Annotated in this window: 14 protein-coding genes; 6 read left to right on the forward strand and 8 right to left on the reverse strand. The window is 73.3% G+C overall.

The window, feature by feature from the left end; genetic code table 11:
* Positions 1 to 29: 29 nt before the first annotated feature.
* The 5 genes from ACFP1Z_RS32310 to ACFP1Z_RS32330 all read right to left on the reverse strand — a co-directional run bounded on the left by ACFP1Z_RS32310 (position 30) and on the right by ACFP1Z_RS32330 (position 6,050).
* Positions 30 to 3,266 carry a type 2 lanthipeptide synthetase LanM family protein gene (locus ACFP1Z_RS32310; protein ID WP_390321385.1) on the reverse strand — a complete coding sequence of 1,079 codons (3,237 nt, stop codon included), beginning with the start codon at positions 3,264 to 3,266 and terminating at the stop codon, positions 30 to 32.
* 106 nt (positions 3,267 to 3,372) lie between these two features.
* Positions 3,373 to 3,612, reverse strand: coding sequence for a cinnamycin family lantibiotic (locus ACFP1Z_RS32315; RefSeq protein ID WP_390321388.1), 240 nt, complete (start codon positions 3,610 to 3,612; stop codon positions 3,373 to 3,375).
* Between the two features lie 38 nt (positions 3,613 to 3,650).
* The gene (locus ACFP1Z_RS32320; RefSeq protein ID WP_390321391.1) at positions 3,651 to 4,061 is read right to left on the reverse strand and encodes a DurN family substrate-assisted peptide maturase; all 411 of its coding nucleotides are present in this window, start codon (positions 4,059 to 4,061) and stop codon (positions 3,651 to 3,653) included.
* A gap of 166 nt (positions 4,062 to 4,227) precedes the next feature.
* Positions 4,228 to 4,878 (reverse strand): response regulator transcription factor, encoded by a 651-nt coding sequence (locus ACFP1Z_RS32325; protein WP_390321393.1) that lies wholly within the window; start codon positions 4,876 to 4,878, stop codon positions 4,228 to 4,230.
* Positions 4,875 to 6,050, reverse strand: a complete 1,176-nt coding sequence (locus ACFP1Z_RS32330; protein WP_390321395.1) for a sensor histidine kinase — start codon at positions 6,048 to 6,050, stop codon at positions 4,875 to 4,877. The genes ACFP1Z_RS32325 and ACFP1Z_RS32330 overlap by 4 nt, the downstream gene beginning before the upstream one ends.
* Before the next feature lie 173 nt (positions 6,051 to 6,223).
* On the opposite strand from ACFP1Z_RS32330, the gene ACFP1Z_RS32335 reads away from it, so the two are divergent.
* From ACFP1Z_RS32335 to ACFP1Z_RS32345, 3 genes are read left to right on the forward strand one after another with little or no spacing between them, the layout of a single operon-like run.
* Entirely contained in the window at positions 6,224 to 7,021 is a 798-nt protein-coding gene (locus ACFP1Z_RS32335; protein ID WP_390321397.1) for a class I SAM-dependent methyltransferase, read from the forward strand.
* On the forward strand, positions 7,018 to 7,749 hold the full coding sequence (locus tag ACFP1Z_RS32340) for a DedA family protein (protein ID WP_390321399.1): 732 nt from the start codon (positions 7,018 to 7,020) through the stop codon (positions 7,747 to 7,749). Before ACFP1Z_RS32335 ends, ACFP1Z_RS32340 begins: the two co-directional genes overlap by 4 nt.
* Positions 7,739 to 7,969 carry a hypothetical protein gene (locus ACFP1Z_RS32345; protein ID WP_390321401.1) on the forward strand — a complete coding sequence of 77 codons (231 nt, stop codon included), beginning with the start codon at positions 7,739 to 7,741 and terminating at the stop codon, positions 7,967 to 7,969. The genes ACFP1Z_RS32340 and ACFP1Z_RS32345 overlap by 11 nt, the downstream gene beginning before the upstream one ends.
* Positions 7,970 to 8,088: 119 nt before the next feature.
* Here the strand turns inward: ACFP1Z_RS32345 and ACFP1Z_RS32350 are convergent, their stop codons facing one another.
* Positions 8,089 to 8,934, reverse strand: coding sequence for an AfsR/SARP family transcriptional regulator (locus ACFP1Z_RS32350; RefSeq protein WP_390321403.1), 846 nt, complete (start codon positions 8,932 to 8,934; stop codon positions 8,089 to 8,091).
* 329 nt (positions 8,935 to 9,263) lie between these two features.
* On the opposite strand from ACFP1Z_RS32350, the gene ACFP1Z_RS32355 reads away from it, so the two are divergent.
* From ACFP1Z_RS32355 to ACFP1Z_RS32365, 3 genes are all read left to right on the forward strand, one after another.
* Positions 9,264 to 10,175, forward strand: a complete 912-nt coding sequence (locus ACFP1Z_RS32355) for a S1 family peptidase (RefSeq protein ID WP_390321405.1) — start codon at positions 9,264 to 9,266, stop codon at positions 10,173 to 10,175.
* 172 nt (positions 10,176 to 10,347) lie between these two features.
* A complete protein-coding gene (locus ACFP1Z_RS32360; protein WP_390321407.1) occupies positions 10,348 to 11,547 on the forward strand; it encodes an SPFH domain-containing protein in 1,200 nt (399 codons plus the stop codon).
* Between the two features lie 355 nt (positions 11,548 to 11,902).
* Positions 11,903 to 12,985, forward strand: a complete 1,083-nt coding sequence (locus ACFP1Z_RS32365) for a S1 family peptidase (RefSeq protein WP_390321409.1) — start codon at positions 11,903 to 11,905, stop codon at positions 12,983 to 12,985.
* A gap of 115 nt (positions 12,986 to 13,100) precedes the next feature.
* Here ACFP1Z_RS32365 and ACFP1Z_RS32370 read toward each other — a convergent pair whose 3' ends face one another.
* The gene (locus tag ACFP1Z_RS32370; RefSeq protein ID WP_390321411.1) at positions 13,101 to 13,538 is read right to left on the reverse strand and encodes a subtilase-type protease inhibitor; all 438 of its coding nucleotides are present in this window, start codon (positions 13,536 to 13,538) and stop codon (positions 13,101 to 13,103) included.
* 816 nt (positions 13,539 to 14,354) lie between these two features.
* Entirely contained in the window at positions 14,355 to 15,389 is a 1,035-nt protein-coding gene (locus ACFP1Z_RS32375) for a terpene synthase family protein (protein ID WP_390321413.1), read from the reverse strand.
* Between the last annotated feature and the right edge of the window lie 258 nt (positions 15,390 to 15,647).

Below are 15,647 nucleotides of genomic sequence, written 5' to 3' on the forward strand. Positions count from 1 at the left end.
GTCTTCGGGCTGTTGCGGGCGGCGGAGGGTCAGAGTCCGCGCCGGGGAGGGTCGAGGAGCAGGACGGACGGGACGCGCCCGGGGTCCGCGAGCCGCAGGCAGTGCATGCCGAATCCGGAGATGCCCAGCATCAGCCCGGGGAAGAAGTTGGCGCTGCCCTCGGCCGCCCCGTCGCGGGGATTGTCGAAGTCCTGCCACAGCGAGCGCACTTGGACGTTGGCCTCCACCCGGAACGTCGGGTCGTCGCGCAGCAGGGACAGCCGCAGCAGCAGTTCGGCGTTGCCGGACGTGCCGTGGCACAGGGTGTGGTTGCCCAGCCGGGGGAAGTTGCGGACGGTCGTGTGCAGCGCCCGGTAGGCCTCACGCAGCAGGGCCTCGTCGTCCTTGCCGAGCTCGGCCCAGCTCGCGATGCGGCTCAGCCCGATGCCGGCCGCCCCGTTGCACCAGGCGTTGGCGTAGTGCCGGCCGCCCTTGGAGATGCCGCCGGAGCCGGTGCGCAGGTCGTACCAGTCCTGCGCGGCCTCGTCGAAGTGCCGGGCCTCGTAGGCGAACGCCTTGTACCCGGCGTCGACGCAGTCCTGGCGGCCGGTGCGCTGCCCGAGCGTGATCAGGGCCCAGCCGATGCCGCCCGCGCCGTGCGCGAAGCCGGTGAGGTTGGCGCGGGCGTCCCCCGCGGCGTACGGGGGCCAGCTGAGCGTGTCCCCGTCGGCCTCGGCGTGCGCCAGGACGTGGTCGGCGCAGCGGTGCGCGAGGTCCAGTCCGTGCCCGCCGGTGACGTCGGCGAGGGAGAGCAGCACGGGGATGAGCCCGGCGGCCCCCTGGAAGACGTCCAGGTGCCGGTCCTCGCCGATGAGCGCGGGCAGTTCACCGGTCAGCCGCACCGCCTCGTCGAGGTACCGCTCGTCCTTCCACAGGTGGTGCAGGTGGTTCAGCAGATAGACGGCGCCGCCGATGCCGCCGAAGACCCCGGGCCGGTCGTGCCGTACGTGCGACAGCGCGTGCTCGGCGGCGCGTTCGGCGGCCGTCCGGAACCCCTCGCGCGGCACCGCGTCGTCCAGGTACGCCAGGAACAGGGCGATGCCCGCCGTGCCCAGATAGAGGTCGGCCTCGATGTCGACGGCGGTCACGGTCGCGTCGACCAGTTCGTAGGAGGTCCACGGCGAGGGGGCGTCCGCCGCGCGCAGCTCGCCCAGGAGCCGCTCGCCGATCCGGGCCGCGTAGTCCGTCGCCGAGGCGGTGAACGCCTCGCTGGCCACGCCGCCGGTCTCCAGGCTCGCGGCGATGTAGTGCCGCTGCTGTTCGCGGTTGGCGTCGGTCAGCCGCCGTATGCGGCGCAACGCCTGCTCCAGCGGGGCGAGTTCGAGGGGCGAGGACAGGGGCTCGGTGTGGTCGTGGACCAGACGGCTGCCGCGGGCGGGCGCCGAGAACAGCGGCACGTCCAGCTGCCACAGCGAGCGGGCCTCGCGGTCGGCGAGCACGTTGTCGCGGTCCCAGGTGCGCGGGAAGGTCCGTACCGTGTTGGCGAGCAGGTCGATCTCCAGCGGTTCGGCCAGGCACTTGGGGTGCCGGGCGGCGACCAGGAGCTGCTGGTAGATCTGGGTGCTCCAGTTCACGAAGCGCACCGGGGCGTCGCCGAAGGCCTCGGCGACCCGGCGCGCCGCCCGCTCCGGGTGCCGCTGGAACCAGGTGTAGACGCGGTCGAAGCCGTCCGTGACGGCGTCCGCGTGGTCCTCGGGCCGGACCAGTGCGCCGTCGAGGAAGACCCGGTTGCCGGTCCGGGCCGGGACGCGCACGCCGGTGACGTGCCCGACGGACGCGCCGAAGCCGAGCCGGTCGCCGCCGATGCGGGGCACCGGCATCGGCACCTCGTACTCCTCGCCGCCGGCATAGCCGCTGATCTTCATCGCGCCCGGCCCGTCGGGCATGGACGTGCCGCGCGGCCGCTCCAGCAGCCCGGTCTTGAACACCGAGTCGATGAGCGTGCCGTCGGCGGTGCCCTGCCCCCGGGGAGTGACGCCCAGCGCCGTCTCGGCGTCGCACACGAAGGCGTGCCCGTCGGCGACCAGGATGTTCTCGTGGTGCAGGTCGCTGCCGCCCAGGACGTAGAAGATGCCGAGGTAGCCGCCCAACTCCCGGTAGACGCCGGCTGCCTGCTCGCGGGTGGCCACCTCGTTGCGGCCCGAGGGGATCAGGGCCTCGTAACCGTAGCCGCCCATCGGCAGCACGGGACGGGTGGCGAAGTCCAGCACCCCCTCCTCGGCGAGGGCGCGCAGCAGCTCCTGCAGGCCGGCCTCGGCACGGACGCTGCGCGGCTTGTAGCAGAAGGCGGCGTCCGTGCCGTCGGCGAGCCGGGCCCGTACGGTCGCCACGCTGCGGGCGCCCGCGTGGAAGTCGCCGCTGCCCGGCTCGAAGGCGGTGTACTCGGCTACGGGCTGTCCCAGGAAGGACTCCGCCATCAGGTCGGCGTCGTCGGCGAGGTGGCGCAGCACCTCCTCGCCGTAGGCGCCCAGCAGGGCCGTGACGTGGGCGAGGTGGCGGCCGAGCACCGGGAACCTCAGGAAGAAGGCGTGGCAGGCGGCCCGGCCGCCGAACGTGGCCTCCAGGTAGGCGAGATACTCCTCGCGGCTCGCGGTCGCGCCGTCGATGCCCCGGGCGCGGCAGTACACCTTGGCGTCGGCCTCCACGGCCCAGGCCAGCGCCATCTCGAAGCGCTCCAGCAGATGACGCTGGAAGTCCGCCACGAGACCGGCACTGAGGGCGGGGCGGCCGGGGCCGGTGAGCGCGGTACGGGCGCGGTGCAGCCGACGGCCGAGCTCGGCCAGGAACGGGGCGCACGCGATGGCCAGCCGCCCGTGGTAAACGTCGGTTTCACGCCAGAACTCGCCGCCTGCAAGGGGGACTTCGCCGAGCTCGTCGAGGGCCGCCCGGTAGGTGGGCAGCCACGCCTCGTGCAGCCGGGTGAGGACCTCGCGCGCGGCCTCCGGGGCGCCCGACGGCCCGGTCAGGGCGCGTTCGTGGTGGCGGTAGGCGGTCAGCAGGGCGACGAGCGTGTCCTTGGTGTGCTGCGGGGGTACCGCACGCTGGGCGGACTCCTGGGCGAACTTGTCCGCCAGCCGCTCGGCCAGCCGGCCGGTCTTCCAGGTCTCGAAGGCGTCGGGCGCCGGGGCGCCGTCCGGTACGGGGCCCAGCGCGGCCACCACCTGGGCGCGCTCGGACAGATTGCAGGCCCTCGCGGCGAGGTCCAGCGGGTATGCGGCAGTGACCATACGGCAAGTTCTCCTGCGGGCGGGGGAGTTCACGGGACGGTGCGGTGTGCGGCCGGGCCGCACACCGCACCGCTGTTCATCCGGGGTCAGTGATCCCGGCAGTGCGTCACTTCTTGGTGGAGCCGTCGCACAGGATGGTCAGCGGGCCGGAGCTGCAGGTGCTGCCGCACTGGAGGGCGTCCACCGCGGCGAAGCCCTCGGTCCAGTAGTCCAGCGACTCCTGGTCGAAGGACTCCACCGGCGCGGGCAGGGCCTCGGCGGAGACGCCGAACGCGGCCGGGTCGGCGAGCACCGCGCTGCGGAACTCGGCGTCCACGACGGCCTGCTGCAGGACAGAAGCGGTCATGATGACTCCTCGGTGTGGTGAGTGTGGTGAGTCGGTCCTCACTCCGAACGCCGGTCGTCCCGGCTGCCGGCCGCCCTCAGGTGGTGCTGCTGCTTGTCCAGCAGCTGAGCGGCCAGCACGACACCCATCTGTTCCTCGGCGTTCTGCAGTTCGTGCAGGGCCGGGGTCATGGAGTCGGTGTCGTTCTGCCAGTCGACCAGCTCCCTCTCCGCTGCGGAGAGGTCGTCCCGGCCCCACAGTGCTTCGAGCCAGGACTTGGCCTCGAACGGGTGCAGCCCGGTCTGCGGGGTGATCCGCGCGAGCAAGGGCTCCTCGTGCAGGGCGAGCGCCTTTTCCAGCACCTTCCGCAGCGTGCCGTCGGGCGGCAGCAGCGCGCACAGGACGACGAGTTCCTGAATGCGCCGGATGGTGTCGACCCCCGGGTAGATCACGTTGTTCGCGCTTTTCATGGACCACCCCAACGTTCCGTCCGATGTCCTGGGAACGACCCTAGGGAGCGGTCCTTGCACCGCGCTCTCAGCCGGACTTCACGGTGCTGTCATCGCCCTTTCATTGCGCTTTCACGGACTTGCGGACAACGACTTTACGCATAAAGGGGCTTGTGGGGAGGGCGGCTCAGCCGGTGAGCCCCGCGTCGCGGGCGTACAGCGCCGCCTGCACCCGGTTGCCGACCTCCAACGCGGCCAGGATCCGGCTGACATGGGCCTTCACCGTGCTCTCCCGCATGCCCAGCGCGGCGGCGATCTCCGCGTTGGAGGCGCCCTCGGCGAGCAGCACCAGCACCTCGCTCTCGCGCGGGGTGAGCCGGTCCAGCCGGGAGCGGGCGGCGGAGGTACGGCGCCGCGTCGTGGCGTGACAGTGCTCGATCAGCCGGCGCGCGGCCGAGGGGTGCAGCATCGCCTGGCCGTCCGCGACGACCTCCACGGCCCGCACGATCTCCGCCGGGTCGCTGTCCTTGAGCAGGAAGCCCACGGCCCCGGCGGCCAGCGCGTCGTACACGTACTGGTCCAGGTCGAAGGTGGTCAGCACCACGACCTTCGGCGGCCGCGGCAGCGCCAGCAGCCGCCGGGTCGCCTCGATACCGTCCACGCGCGGCATCCGCACGTCCATCAGCACCACGTCCACGTGCTGCGCGCGCGCCCGCTCCACCGCCTCCGCGCCGTCGGACGCCTGCGCGGCGACCGTGATGCCGGGGGCGTCGTCGAGGATGTCGGCGAGCGCGAGCCGCACCAGACGGTCGTCGTCGACGAGCATCGTACGGATCATGCGGCGCCCTCCGTGCCCTTGTCGCCCACCGCGTCCTCTTCGTCCTCCGCAGCGCGAACGCGCTTGTCCTGCGCGGGGATCGACGCGGTCACGCCCCAGCCCCCGGAACCCGTCGGCCCGTACTCCAGCCGCCCGCCCAGCGCGCCGACCCGCTCGGCCAGCCCGACCAGCCCGTACCCGGAGCCCTGCGCGGCGGTCCCGTCGCGCTCGCCCGCCGGATTGCGCACGCTCGCCGTCGACTCCGGCGGCCCGTACCGCACCTCGACGCGCACCGGCGCCCCGGCCGCGTGCTTGCGGGCGTTGGTCAGCGACTCCTGCACCAGCCGGTGCACGGCGAGCCGGTGACTGGCCGGCACGGCCGTGTCGTCGCCCTCGATACGCGCCTCGATCTCCTGGCCGGCCGCCCGCGCCTCCTCCAGCAGCGACGACAGCGCCCGCAGCCCCGGCGCGCGGGACGCCTCCGCCTCCCGCGCATCCGTGGACCGCAACGCCCCCAGCACGTCCCGCAGATCGCCGAGGGCCTCGGTGGAAGCGGTACGCAGCAGGGCGATCCGGTCGGCCACCGGCTCCGGCAGCGCGGCACCGCGCCGCTGCAGCGCGCCGGTGTGCAGGGCGATGACCGTCAACCGGTGCGCGAGCACGTCGTGCATCTCGGAGGCGATCCGCGTGCGCTCCTCCAACCGGGCCGCCTCCGCACGCAGTTCACGCTCCACCCGCAGATGGTCGACCTGCTCGGCCAGCGAGGCCACCAGCCGGCGCCGGCTGCCCGACCACAGGCCCAGGGCGAGCGCGAGCAGCAGCACCAGCAGCGGCCCGTACGAGCGCGTCGCCCACAGATCCTGCTGCGCCGGCACCAGGGCGCTGCCGACCATCGCGGCCCCCACGCACACCGCCCCCAGCACGAGCCGGCCCAGGGACGCCAGCCGGAACAGCACGAGCAGCAGCGGCAGCATCGACCCCAGCGCCACCGCCCCGGCCGTCGCGAGCACGGCCGCGAGCACGGGCCAGCGGTACCGCAGGGCCGTCGACAGACCGAGCGCGACCGCCAGGGCGACGCGCGGGCTCAACAGGGTTCCCCCCGCGCCCACGTACGCCTCCTGCCCCGTCCCGAGGACGACGACGCCCACGAGCAGGGCCTCCGCCCACGCCCGCCACGGCCGCCGCGCTGCCACGTCTTCTCGACCGGTCCGACTCCGCCCTGGTGTCTCGCTCACGCGCTCATCGTAAGCGGCCAAGAACGTGCGCCCCCGGGACAGTTGTCGATCACCACCCCCTACTTTCGTCGGGGGTCAACATCGCAGGAAGGCCGAGGGAGGGCCGCCGTGAGATCCCTAGCGTGGCGACCATGACGAATGACCAGCCCACCGCAACCCGGTCCGAGACCGCCGTACCGCCCTCCGCCCGGCGGGAGTTCAGTGTCATGACGTTCCTGCGGGAAGCCCGCCACAGCATGCGCACCACCGGCGCGATCGCGCCCAGCAGCGGCCGGCTCGGCGAAGGGCTCGCCGCCCCCCTGCCCGCCCCCGGCACCCGCGGCCCCGTCCGCGTCCTGGAAGTGGGCGCCGGCACCGGCACCGTCACCCGCGCCATCGCCTCCCGCCTCGGGCCCGGAGACCGGCTGGAGACCGTGGAGTTCAACCCCGCCTTCGTCCGGGTGCTGCGGCAGGCGCTGCGCCGCGACCCGGTCCTCGCGGCCGCCGCCGACCGTATCCGTGTCGTCCCCGAGTCCATCACCGAACTCCCGCTGACCGAGCACGGCTACGACGTCATCGTCTCCTGCCTGCCGTTCACCAACTTCGAGCCCGAGGTGGTCCGTTCCCTGCTGGAGCGGTACCTGACGGCGCTCGTGCCCGGCGGGCACCTCACCTATTTCGGTTATCTCGGCACCCAGGGACTGCGGAATCTGACGAGCCGCCGGGCCGAGTCCGCACGGCACCGCGCCGTCGGCGCCGTCCTCGCCGAGTTCTCCGCCCGCTACGGCAGCGGCGGCGGCAGCCGCGTCGTCTGGCGCAACCTGCCGCCCGCGCGCGTACGGCACCTGCGGGCGCCCGAGCGGTGCGCGGTGCCGGTGGGCGCGCAGGCCGACGAGCAGCTGTCCGCCTCGCCCTCGGGGGCCCCCGAACGCCCCTGGCTCCGCCGGTGATCCTCCCCGCCGGACTCCTCGCGGACCTCCCGCCGGCGGCGGCGTACCCGGTGATCGCCGGGGTCGTGGCCCTGGAATCGGTCCTCCTGCTCGGCCCGTTCGTCCCGACCCTGACCCTGCTGCTGGTCGCGGGCGGCCTCGCGCAGGCGGGCACGCTGGCCCTGCCCGCCGTGATCGCCTGCGCGGCGGCGGGCGCGGTCGCCGGCGACCTCCAGGCCCACCGCACCGGCAGCCGCCTCGGCGGCGGCCTGCGCACCGGCCGCCTGGGCCGCCGCGTCCCGGCCCCGGCCTGGGACCGCGCCTGCGCCGCCGTCCGCCGCCGGGGCCGCTCCGCCGTCCTGCTGTGCCGCTTCGTCCCCCTGGCCCGCACCCTCGCCCCGCACGCGGCGGGCGCCGCCGGCCTCCCGTACCGCGTCCTGGCCCCCTACAGCGTGGCCGCCGCCGCGGTCTGGGCGTGCGCGGAGGCGGGAGCGGGCTACGCGGGGGCGGCCACGCTGCGGCGGACGATCGCGGAAATTCCGGGCGGGGCGGGGGTGTTGGCGGGGGTGGTGGTGCTGGTGCTGACGGGGCTGGGCGTACGCTGCGTACGGGCACGGCGCCGGCTCGCGGACGTACCCGCGCGTGCCGTCAAGGGGGTTGATGATGACGAAACTGCTGGTCGACGTGCGTCCCTCGTGGGTGGCCCGGCCCTTCCACCGGATCTTCACCAGGCCGCTGGTGAACGTTGACGGGGCCGAGACGCGGGCGCGATGGGGCAGGACGGAGATCCCGGTCACGGCCGGACAGCACCAGATCGCGGTGTACTTCCGCTACCGGGGCCAGCGGACCGCCCGGCTGGGGGAGGGGCGTGGGGAGTTCACGGTGGGGGACGGCTCACCGGAGCGGATGAGGGCATCGGCGGCGTTGGGAGTGCGGAACGGAAGCAGCTTCCGGCTCGCTGTGGACTGAGCGGACCGCGCCAGGCGCCGCCGGCCCTGTGGACAACCCTTTCACGGGTGAATTGACGACGTTTCGCCTACGTCGGCGGGCCCGGTACGTAGGCGAAGTCCCCCCACGTCGGCCACGGCCTACGATGCCCGCCGTTCGTACGGCGCCTGAAGCCTCACCGGCCCGCCGCCTGATGGAACCGGCCAGCTCCTCGTGGTAGTGAGCTCCCTGTCCGAGCGGAGCATCGCCGTGTGCAGCAGCCGGGCTTCCTCGCCCGGCTCCACGCCCAGCTCTTCGTGGAAGGAGCGGCGCATGGCCGCGTACGCCTGCAAGGCCTCGCCGCGGCGGCCGCAGCGGTACAGGGCGAGCATCAGCTGGGCCCAACGGTGCTCGTGGAAGGGGTACTTGTGGGTCAGTGTGCGCAGTTCGCCCACGATCTCGTCGTGCCGGCCCAGGGTCAGGCACACGTCGTGGTAGCGCTCGCTCGCGGTGAGCCAGCTCTCCCGCAGGAGGGGGGCCACCTCGCGGTGCAGGGACTCGGACTCGATGTCCGCGAGCGGCTGCCCGCGCCACAGCGCGAGCGCTTCGGTGAGCAGATCGGCCTCCCCGGCAGGATCGCCGCGGTCGCAGGCGGAACGGGCGAGGCGCGTGAGTTGGGTGAAACGTCCGAGGTCGAGCCGGTGCGGGGCGACCTCGATCGCGTAACCGCCCGAGGCGGTGCGGATACATCGCGCCAGCCCGGCCCCGTTCGCGTCGAGGGTCCGCCGCAGCCGGGTGACGAGCGTGTGCAGGGCACAGCGCGGGCAGGCCGGCAGCGCGTCGCCCCATATTCGGTCGACCAACTCGTCGACGGGTACGACCTCGTTCGCGTCGACCAGCAGTGCGGCCAGCAATACGCGTTGCTTGCCGGCGGGAATGGAAACCGGTTGGTCGCGGGCCGAGACCCGTAAGGGGCCCAGCACGCAGAAACATTCCTCGTCGATCACGGTGCTCCCTTCGGCAACTGCCTGTCCAGCCCAACAACACGGTAAACGCAGCGAGTTGGGTAGCAGGGGGTTGCGAGGCGCGAAACCGGCCACCGGTCGGTTTCCGGGTGGTAGCCGGTGCGCCGTGCCCACCCGCACCACACCGCACACCGTACGCACCCGTACTCACCCGTACCCGCGCACGTCCGAAACCGGCCCTTGCCGCCGCGCTCCCCGCACCCGAATACTCCCGGCAAGTGCTTGTCAGGGGCATGGCGAAAAGCGGAACCGTACGGCACCTTTTCCGGCCGCCCCCGGCGGGCCCCAACACCCCCCAGGAGGAAACCGACGTGAGGATCAAACACCGTAGCGGCGTCGCCAGACGCACCCGCCGCATCGCCGTGGTCACCGGCCTGCTCGCGGCCTCCGCGCTCACCGCCACCACGGCGCAGGCCGAAAGCGCGGCCGGCACCTCCGCCGCGGCCGGCGAGCAGCGGCTGACCGCCGCGAGCGCCGCCGTCGAGACGGCGGACGTCGCGGGCACCGCGTGGAGCACGGACGAGGCCACCGGCAAGGTCGTCGTCACCGCCGACTCCACCGTCACGCAGTCCGACCTCGCTCGGATCACCCGCCTCGCGGGCGCCGACGCGATACGTATCGAGCGGACCCCCGGCACCCTCAGGCCCCTGCTCGCCGGCGGCGACGCGATCTACGCCCCGCGCTGGCGCTGCTCCGTCGGCTTCAACGTGCACAAGGGCAGCACCTCCTACTTCCTGACCGCAGGCCACTGCACCCAGGGCAAGCCGCCGTACTACACCGACTCCGGGCACCGCACGAGCATCGGCCCCACCACCGGGAGCAGCTTCCCCGGCAACGACTACGGCATCGTGCAGTACACCAACCGCTCGATCGCCCACCCCAGCGCGGTCGACCTCTACAACGGCCGCACGCAGCGCATCACCTCCGCCGGCACCGCGCGCGTCGGCCAGTCCGTGCAGCGCAGCGGCTCCACGACCCGGGTGCACGGCGGCACGGTCACCGGCCTGAACGCCACCGTCAACTACGGCAACGGCCAGGTGGTCCGCGGCCTGATCAAGACGAACGTGTGCGCCGAGCCCGGCGACAGCGGCGGCGCCCTCTTCTCCGGCTCCGCCGCCCTGGGGCTGACCTCCGGCGGCAGCGGCAACTGCCGCTCCGGCGGGACGACCTTCTTCCAGCCGGTCGGCCCGGCCCTGCGCGCGTACGGCGTGACCATCGGCTGAGGCCGAGAGGCCGAGAGGCCGAGGCTGAGGCCCGTTCCCCCGCACAGCCCGTCCGGGAGCGCCGCGTGACCACTCGACCCCGCTCCCGGACGGGAATACCGTGGACATAACACCTGCTGAGTACAGCCCGGGGTGACCCCCGGGACCCCGGAGCAGCCCAAGGGGCCTGGCCATGGTCGAGGAACTGGTGGGGGCACTGGTCGGAGTCGCGTCCGCGGGGGCCGTGTACGCGATGGCCGCGGCACGGGTGATCAAGCAGTACGAGCGCGGCGTGGTGCTGCGGCTGGGCCGGCTGCGGCCCGCGGTCCGGGCGCCCGGCTTCACCATGATCGTTCCGGGTGTGGACCGGCTGCGCAAGGTGAACATGCAGATCGTCACGATGCCCGTGCCCGCCCAGGAGGGCATCACCCGCGACAACGTCACCGTGCGCGTCGACGCCGTCGTCTACTTCAAGGTCGTGGACCCGGTCGAGGCCGTGATCGCGGTCGAGGACTACCGCTTCGCGGTCTCGCAGATGGCCCAGACCTCCCTGCGGTCGATCATCGGCAAGAGCGATCTGGACGATCTGCTCTCCAACCGCGAGAAGCTCAACCAGGGCCTGGAGCTGATGCTCGACAGCCCGGCCGTCGGCTGGGGCGTGCACATCGACCGCGTCGAGATCAAGGACGTGTCGCTGCCGGAGACGATGAAGCGCTCGATGTCCCGGCAGGCCGAGGCGGAGCGGGAGCGCCGGGCCCGTGTGATCAACGCGGACGCGGAGCTGCTGGCGTCGAAGAAGCTCGCGGAGGCCGCGAAGACCATGTCGCAGGAGCCCTCCGCCCTCAACCTGCGGCTGCTGCAGACCATCGTGGCGGTCGCCGCCGAGAAGAACTCCACGCTGGTCCTGCCGTTCCCGGTGGAACTGCTGCGCTTCCTGGAGCGGGCGCAGCGCGGGCAGGAGGGCGGTGCGCGGACCGAGGCCGGCGAGGGCCCGGCTCCGCAGCGGATCGCCGTCGACGAGGAGTCCCCGGAGCCGGGCGGGCCGGAGGACGAAGAACGGAGCGTCCCGGCCGCGCCGGACAGGACCGCCCTGGGCGGGGAGATCCCGGCACCGGACGAACTGGAGGCGCCGCGCGGGCAGCGGCCCGCCCTCGGCGAGGAGGACCCGGCACGGGATGCCGCCGGGAGCGGCGGTACGGCCTTCGACGACTCCGCCCTGAGCGCCCTCGACCGGGCCGAGGGCCGGGAGACCTCCGGCGGCGTCCGGCGCGGTGGGTCCGGCGGTTCCCGTTCCCGGAGCCAACGGGTGCCTCTCGACGAGGAGTCGGCCCCGGACCGGCCGCCGCGCGGTGCCTCCGGTGTCTCCGGGGGACAGGATCCGGGTACGGCCTAGCCGCCGCGCCGTCCGGCCGGTGCCGGGTCGCCCCGGGGGAAGAGCGGGGCCCGGGTGACGTAGCGGCACCCCGCCCGTGAGGACGGCCCCTTGGCGTGCGAGTCGCGTCAAGGGGCTCACGTATGCCCGCAGTTGATCCCGTAGGCCACTCGACACGGCGCAGGGGCGCGTGCATGGGCATGCGCGCGACCGGAAGCCGCCCTTGTGCACTCCCCGTCAGGGCCGGGACACTCGACGCACCGCTTGGCATGGACGCGCCCCGCGTAAAGCCGGGCCGCGGGTCCCTGCCGGCGTCTGTCCTCCGGGCCCACACGGCACCCCACGGCCGGGCCCGTCCCCCACAGGAGGTGCCGAGTTGAAACCTCGACGGATTCGCCTGCGGGCCTCGCTGGCCGCCGCGGCGCTCGCGCTCGCGACCGTGACCCTCCATCCGCAGTCCGCCGGCGCGGCCCCCGCCGCGCCCCGCGCCCTCTCCGCCGCCTCGGCGGGCCGGCTCGCGACCGTGCTCGCGGGAGCGCTGGAAGAGGCGTCGGCGGGCTCGTACTACGACACCGACACCCGCAGGCTCGTCGTCGACATCACCGACCCGGCGGCCTCGGCCCGGGTCCGCGCGGCGGGCGCCGAGCCCCGGCTCGTCAAGCACTCGAAGGACGAACTGGAAGCGGCCCGCGCCGAGTTGGACTCGCGTGCCGCGATCCCCGGCACCACCTGGGTGGCGGACCCCAGACTCAACAAGGTCGTCGTCAGCGCCGACCCGACCGTCACCGGCACGAAACTGGCCCGGCTCCAGGAGGCCGTGCGCCGCCTCGGCGACAAGGCGGTCGTCCGGAGAACGCCCACCCGGCTCACCCGGTATCTCGCGGGCGGCGACGCCATCTACGGCAGCCGTTACCGGTGTTCGGTGGGGTTCAACGTCCAGGGGAGGGAAGGGAATTATTTCCTCACCGCCGGGCACTGCGGCAACGTCGAGAAGCACTGGTCCGCGCGGCAGGGCGGCCCGGAGATCGGACGGACCGAGGATTCGCGGTTCCCCGGCACCGACTACGCCCTCGTGAAGTACGTCTCGCCGCAGGTCCAGCACGAGTCGAGCAAGGTGGACCTGTACAACGGCAGTTACCAGAACATCACGTCGGCCGGTGACGCCTACGTCGGACAGCCCGTCACCCGCAGCGGCTCGACCACCCATGTGCGACAGGGCAAGGTCACGGCGACGGACGCCACCGCCAACTACCCCGAGGGCACGGTCCATCACCTGGTCGAGACCGACGCGTGCGCCGAGGGCGGCGACAGCGGCGGCCCGTTCTTCGACGGTACGGTCGCGCTGGGGACGCTCTCGGGCGGCACGGGCAACTGCGGTCCGCTGTCCCTGTCCGAGTCGAAAACCTACTTCCAGCCGGTGAGGGCGGCCCTCGCGGCGTACGGTGTCTCTATCGGCTGAACCTGAGGGCCCCTCAGGCCGGCCCCCGAAGCGGCGGCCCCCGGACACACCTCCACGGTGTCCGGGGGCCGCTTCACGCCTGAACTGTCGGAGCTGTCAGGGGGCTGTCAGGCTGTCAGAACTCGAAGACGGTGCCCTTGCCCGCCTTCAGCTCGCAGCTGTTGCCGAAGACCTTCTCGAAGTGGATGCGCTTGCCCTGCCACACGCCGTCGGCGGTGACGAAGCGGGGGTCCCACTCCATGGTGCAGATCGTGCCGTCCTTGATGGCGGTGATCTTCTTGAAGTCGCCGTCGGTCTTGCGCAGTTGCTCGCAGGCTCCGGCGGCGTTGGGGTGCGTGCCGCCCGCCTTCGGCATACAGGTCAGCGTGACCGCGCGCTGGACGCCGGACTCGCTGGGCTCGTCGCCCTGGCCGACCGTCAGGACCAGCGCCGAGGGCGCGTACAGGCTCTCGACGTGCGCGGGCGCGGCGCTCGCGGCCGAGGTGCCGGCTCCCACCAGGCTGCCGAGGGCCAGCGTGGCGCCGAGCGCGATCCCCCCAGTGACGTACCGCATTCCGAACACTCCCTTGTTCGTGGCCAGATAACGGACGGCAGTCTTACCGAAGTTGGGCAAGAACGCACCCCCAGCGGACACTTTCGGTCGACGGTTGAAAACCCTGTGTAATTGCCCGCGCCGTGGCCGGATTGTGTGTGAGTCAGGTCTCCTCCACCGCCTCGGACCGAGCGGTCGCTTCCGCTTCGCGTCCGGTTTGCGGGGAAAGGGTGGGGATTGATGTTTCAGGGATGTTGACCAGCGAGGATTCCTTGTAATCGACGAGAGATTTTCAAACAAGCCTTCAAAAGAATGGTTTGCGGTGTACTCAATCTTGGGATCTAATGAGCCGCGCGTCGGCGTGGGAGACCCTCACCGTCCGGCCGAAAAGAGGCCCGCCCGATGACCCCGCGGCGGTCGGAGTGATTCAGGAGCGTCACAGCAAATGGCCGAAGTGCACCCGGAACCACCTCCCGGAACGCCCACCACAGGCCCCCTGCGCACCACTTGGCACACCCCGCGCCGGAACCGTACGGGTTCGGCCGCCTTCGCCGCCGGTGCGAGCGCCGGTCGCCCCGGCGGCCGCGCCGACCGGGCCTTCGGCGTTGTATGCAATGCGCCGCACGTTTTTCCGACACGTCCGCGGCCTTCTGCCGCGGGCTGTGCGTGATGATGCTGCGCACCGCCGTACGCTCCCCGCGCGAGCGGGAGTTCGTCGAGGCCGCGCGGGTTGTCGGCGCGAGCCGCCGGCGCCGCGCGACGAACTCGTCCTGTCCCCGCTGTTCGTCTCGCACGACCTCGCCGTGGTCCGCCGCGAAGTCCCGCTGCGCGCGCGAGCTACGGGCGGCCGCCCTGTAATGCCTCCGTGCCGCCGCCCGTGGAGGGGGCGGGCGGCGGCACGGGACGCCGGGGGCGCAGCACGTCGAAGACGCCACGGGGGGAAGCGGCGTCCTCGACGAGGCTGAGCCTCCGGCCGTGGGCCGGGCCCCGGGCCGTACCCCCGGGCCCGGGCCCCGGCCCGCCGCGCAGGGCCCACGCGAGGTGCCCGGCCAGCCAGGATTCGAGCGCGACGGCGTGGGCGGCGACGGCGGCGACGTCCTCGACCGGGAAGTCCCCGGCGGCCACGCCCTGTCGGAGCTCCGCGAGCGCGGAGCAGAAGCCCTCCAGCCGGGCCTCGTGCGCGTGACCGTCCCCGTCCGGGGCGGCCCGGGGCGTACGGGCCCCGGGCACCCGGAGCCCGTGGAGGCCGGCGAGCACGTCACCGGCCGCCGCCTGTACGACCCGGAAGGACGGCAAGTCCCGTACGTTCCCGGGAACTTCGCACCGCGCGGCGTACTCGACGAGCCCGGGCAGCGGCCCGCGCGCGGCCGCCCCGAGCGCCGGTACCGGTGCCGTCACCGGCCCGTACGGCCCGTACCTCCGGTCCAGGAACGTACGGAAGTCGGCGACGAAGCGCTGCCGCCACGCGAGGGACATCGCGGGTGCCGTCATCCGCCAGACCTCGGCCAGGGCCCGCTGCCGGGCGGTGCGGGGCGGCGGGGTGCGGCCCGCGTCCAGGGGCAGACAGGGCAGCAGTTCGGCCTGCGGGTCCGCGAAGGGGTCCGTGAACGGGCCGGGGCCGCCGTGTCCGTCCCGGTCGTCGAGGGCGAAGAACCACACGAACCAGACCGCGACCCGCCGCAGCCGCTCACCCCCGGCATCCGGCACGGCCCGCGCCGCGAGCTCGACGCACCCGGCCCTGCGCAGCCGCTGCTGCGCGGAGAAGGACGGCAGCAGCCCGGTCCGCCGCACCCAACGGTCGAGGAACACGGCGGCTTCACCGGCGTGGGGGTTGACACGGTCTGCCGGGGCGGGCGGCCCAGTGCGGGACATGGCCTCAGGTTCCAGCCCGCGACCGGGCGGGGGCCATGTTCCGGTACGTGCCACCGGAATCGTCAGCGCACGGAAGGGTGCGTACTGCGGCGCCCGTGCGCGGTCTGCACCACGAATAACAGCCCGTCCGGCGTTTGAGGACGAGCGGCGCAGCCGCGATACGGGGTCTGGGGCGGAGCCCCTGGGGGCACCCCCGGACGGAGTCTGGGGGAGGGAAGGGGCGGGGAGGGGGAAGGCCCGCCGCAGGCGCCCCGAACC

The organism is Streptomyces gamaensis, from assembly GCF_042656465.1.
Lineage (GTDB): Bacteria > Actinomycetota > Actinomycetes > Streptomycetales > Streptomycetaceae > Streptomyces > Streptomyces gamaensis.

Bases quoted from the DNA above. Each gene is read 5' to 3' on its own strand.
- ACFP1Z_RS32315 (WP_390321388.1), bottom strand. From the start codon at position 3,612: ATGACCGCTTCTGTCCTGCAGCAGGCCGTCGTGGACGCCGAGTTCCGC.
- ACFP1Z_RS32320 (WP_390321391.1), bottom strand. From the start codon at position 4,061: ATGAAAAGCGCGAACAACGTGATCTACCCGGGGGTCGACACCATCCGG.
- ACFP1Z_RS32370 (WP_390321411.1), bottom strand. From the start codon at position 13,538: ATGCGGTACGTCACTGGGGGGATCGCGCTCGGCGCCACGCTGGCCCTC.
- ACFP1Z_RS32310 (WP_390321385.1), bottom strand. From the start codon at position 3,266: ATGGTCACTGCCGCATACCCGCTGGACCTCGCCGCGAGGGCCTGCAAT.
- ACFP1Z_RS32375 (WP_390321413.1), bottom strand. From the start codon at position 15,389: ATGTCCCGCACTGGGCCGCCCGCCCCGGCAGACCGTGTCAACCCCCAC.
- ACFP1Z_RS32325 (WP_390321393.1), bottom strand. From the start codon at position 4,878: ATGATCCGTACGATGCTCGTCGACGACGACCGTCTGGTGCGGCTCGCG.
- ACFP1Z_RS32360 (WP_390321407.1), top strand. From the start codon at position 10,348: ATGGTCGAGGAACTGGTGGGGGCACTGGTCGGAGTCGCGTCCGCGGGG.
- ACFP1Z_RS32335 (WP_390321397.1), top strand. From the start codon at position 6,224: ATGACGAATGACCAGCCCACCGCAACCCGGTCCGAGACCGCCGTACCG.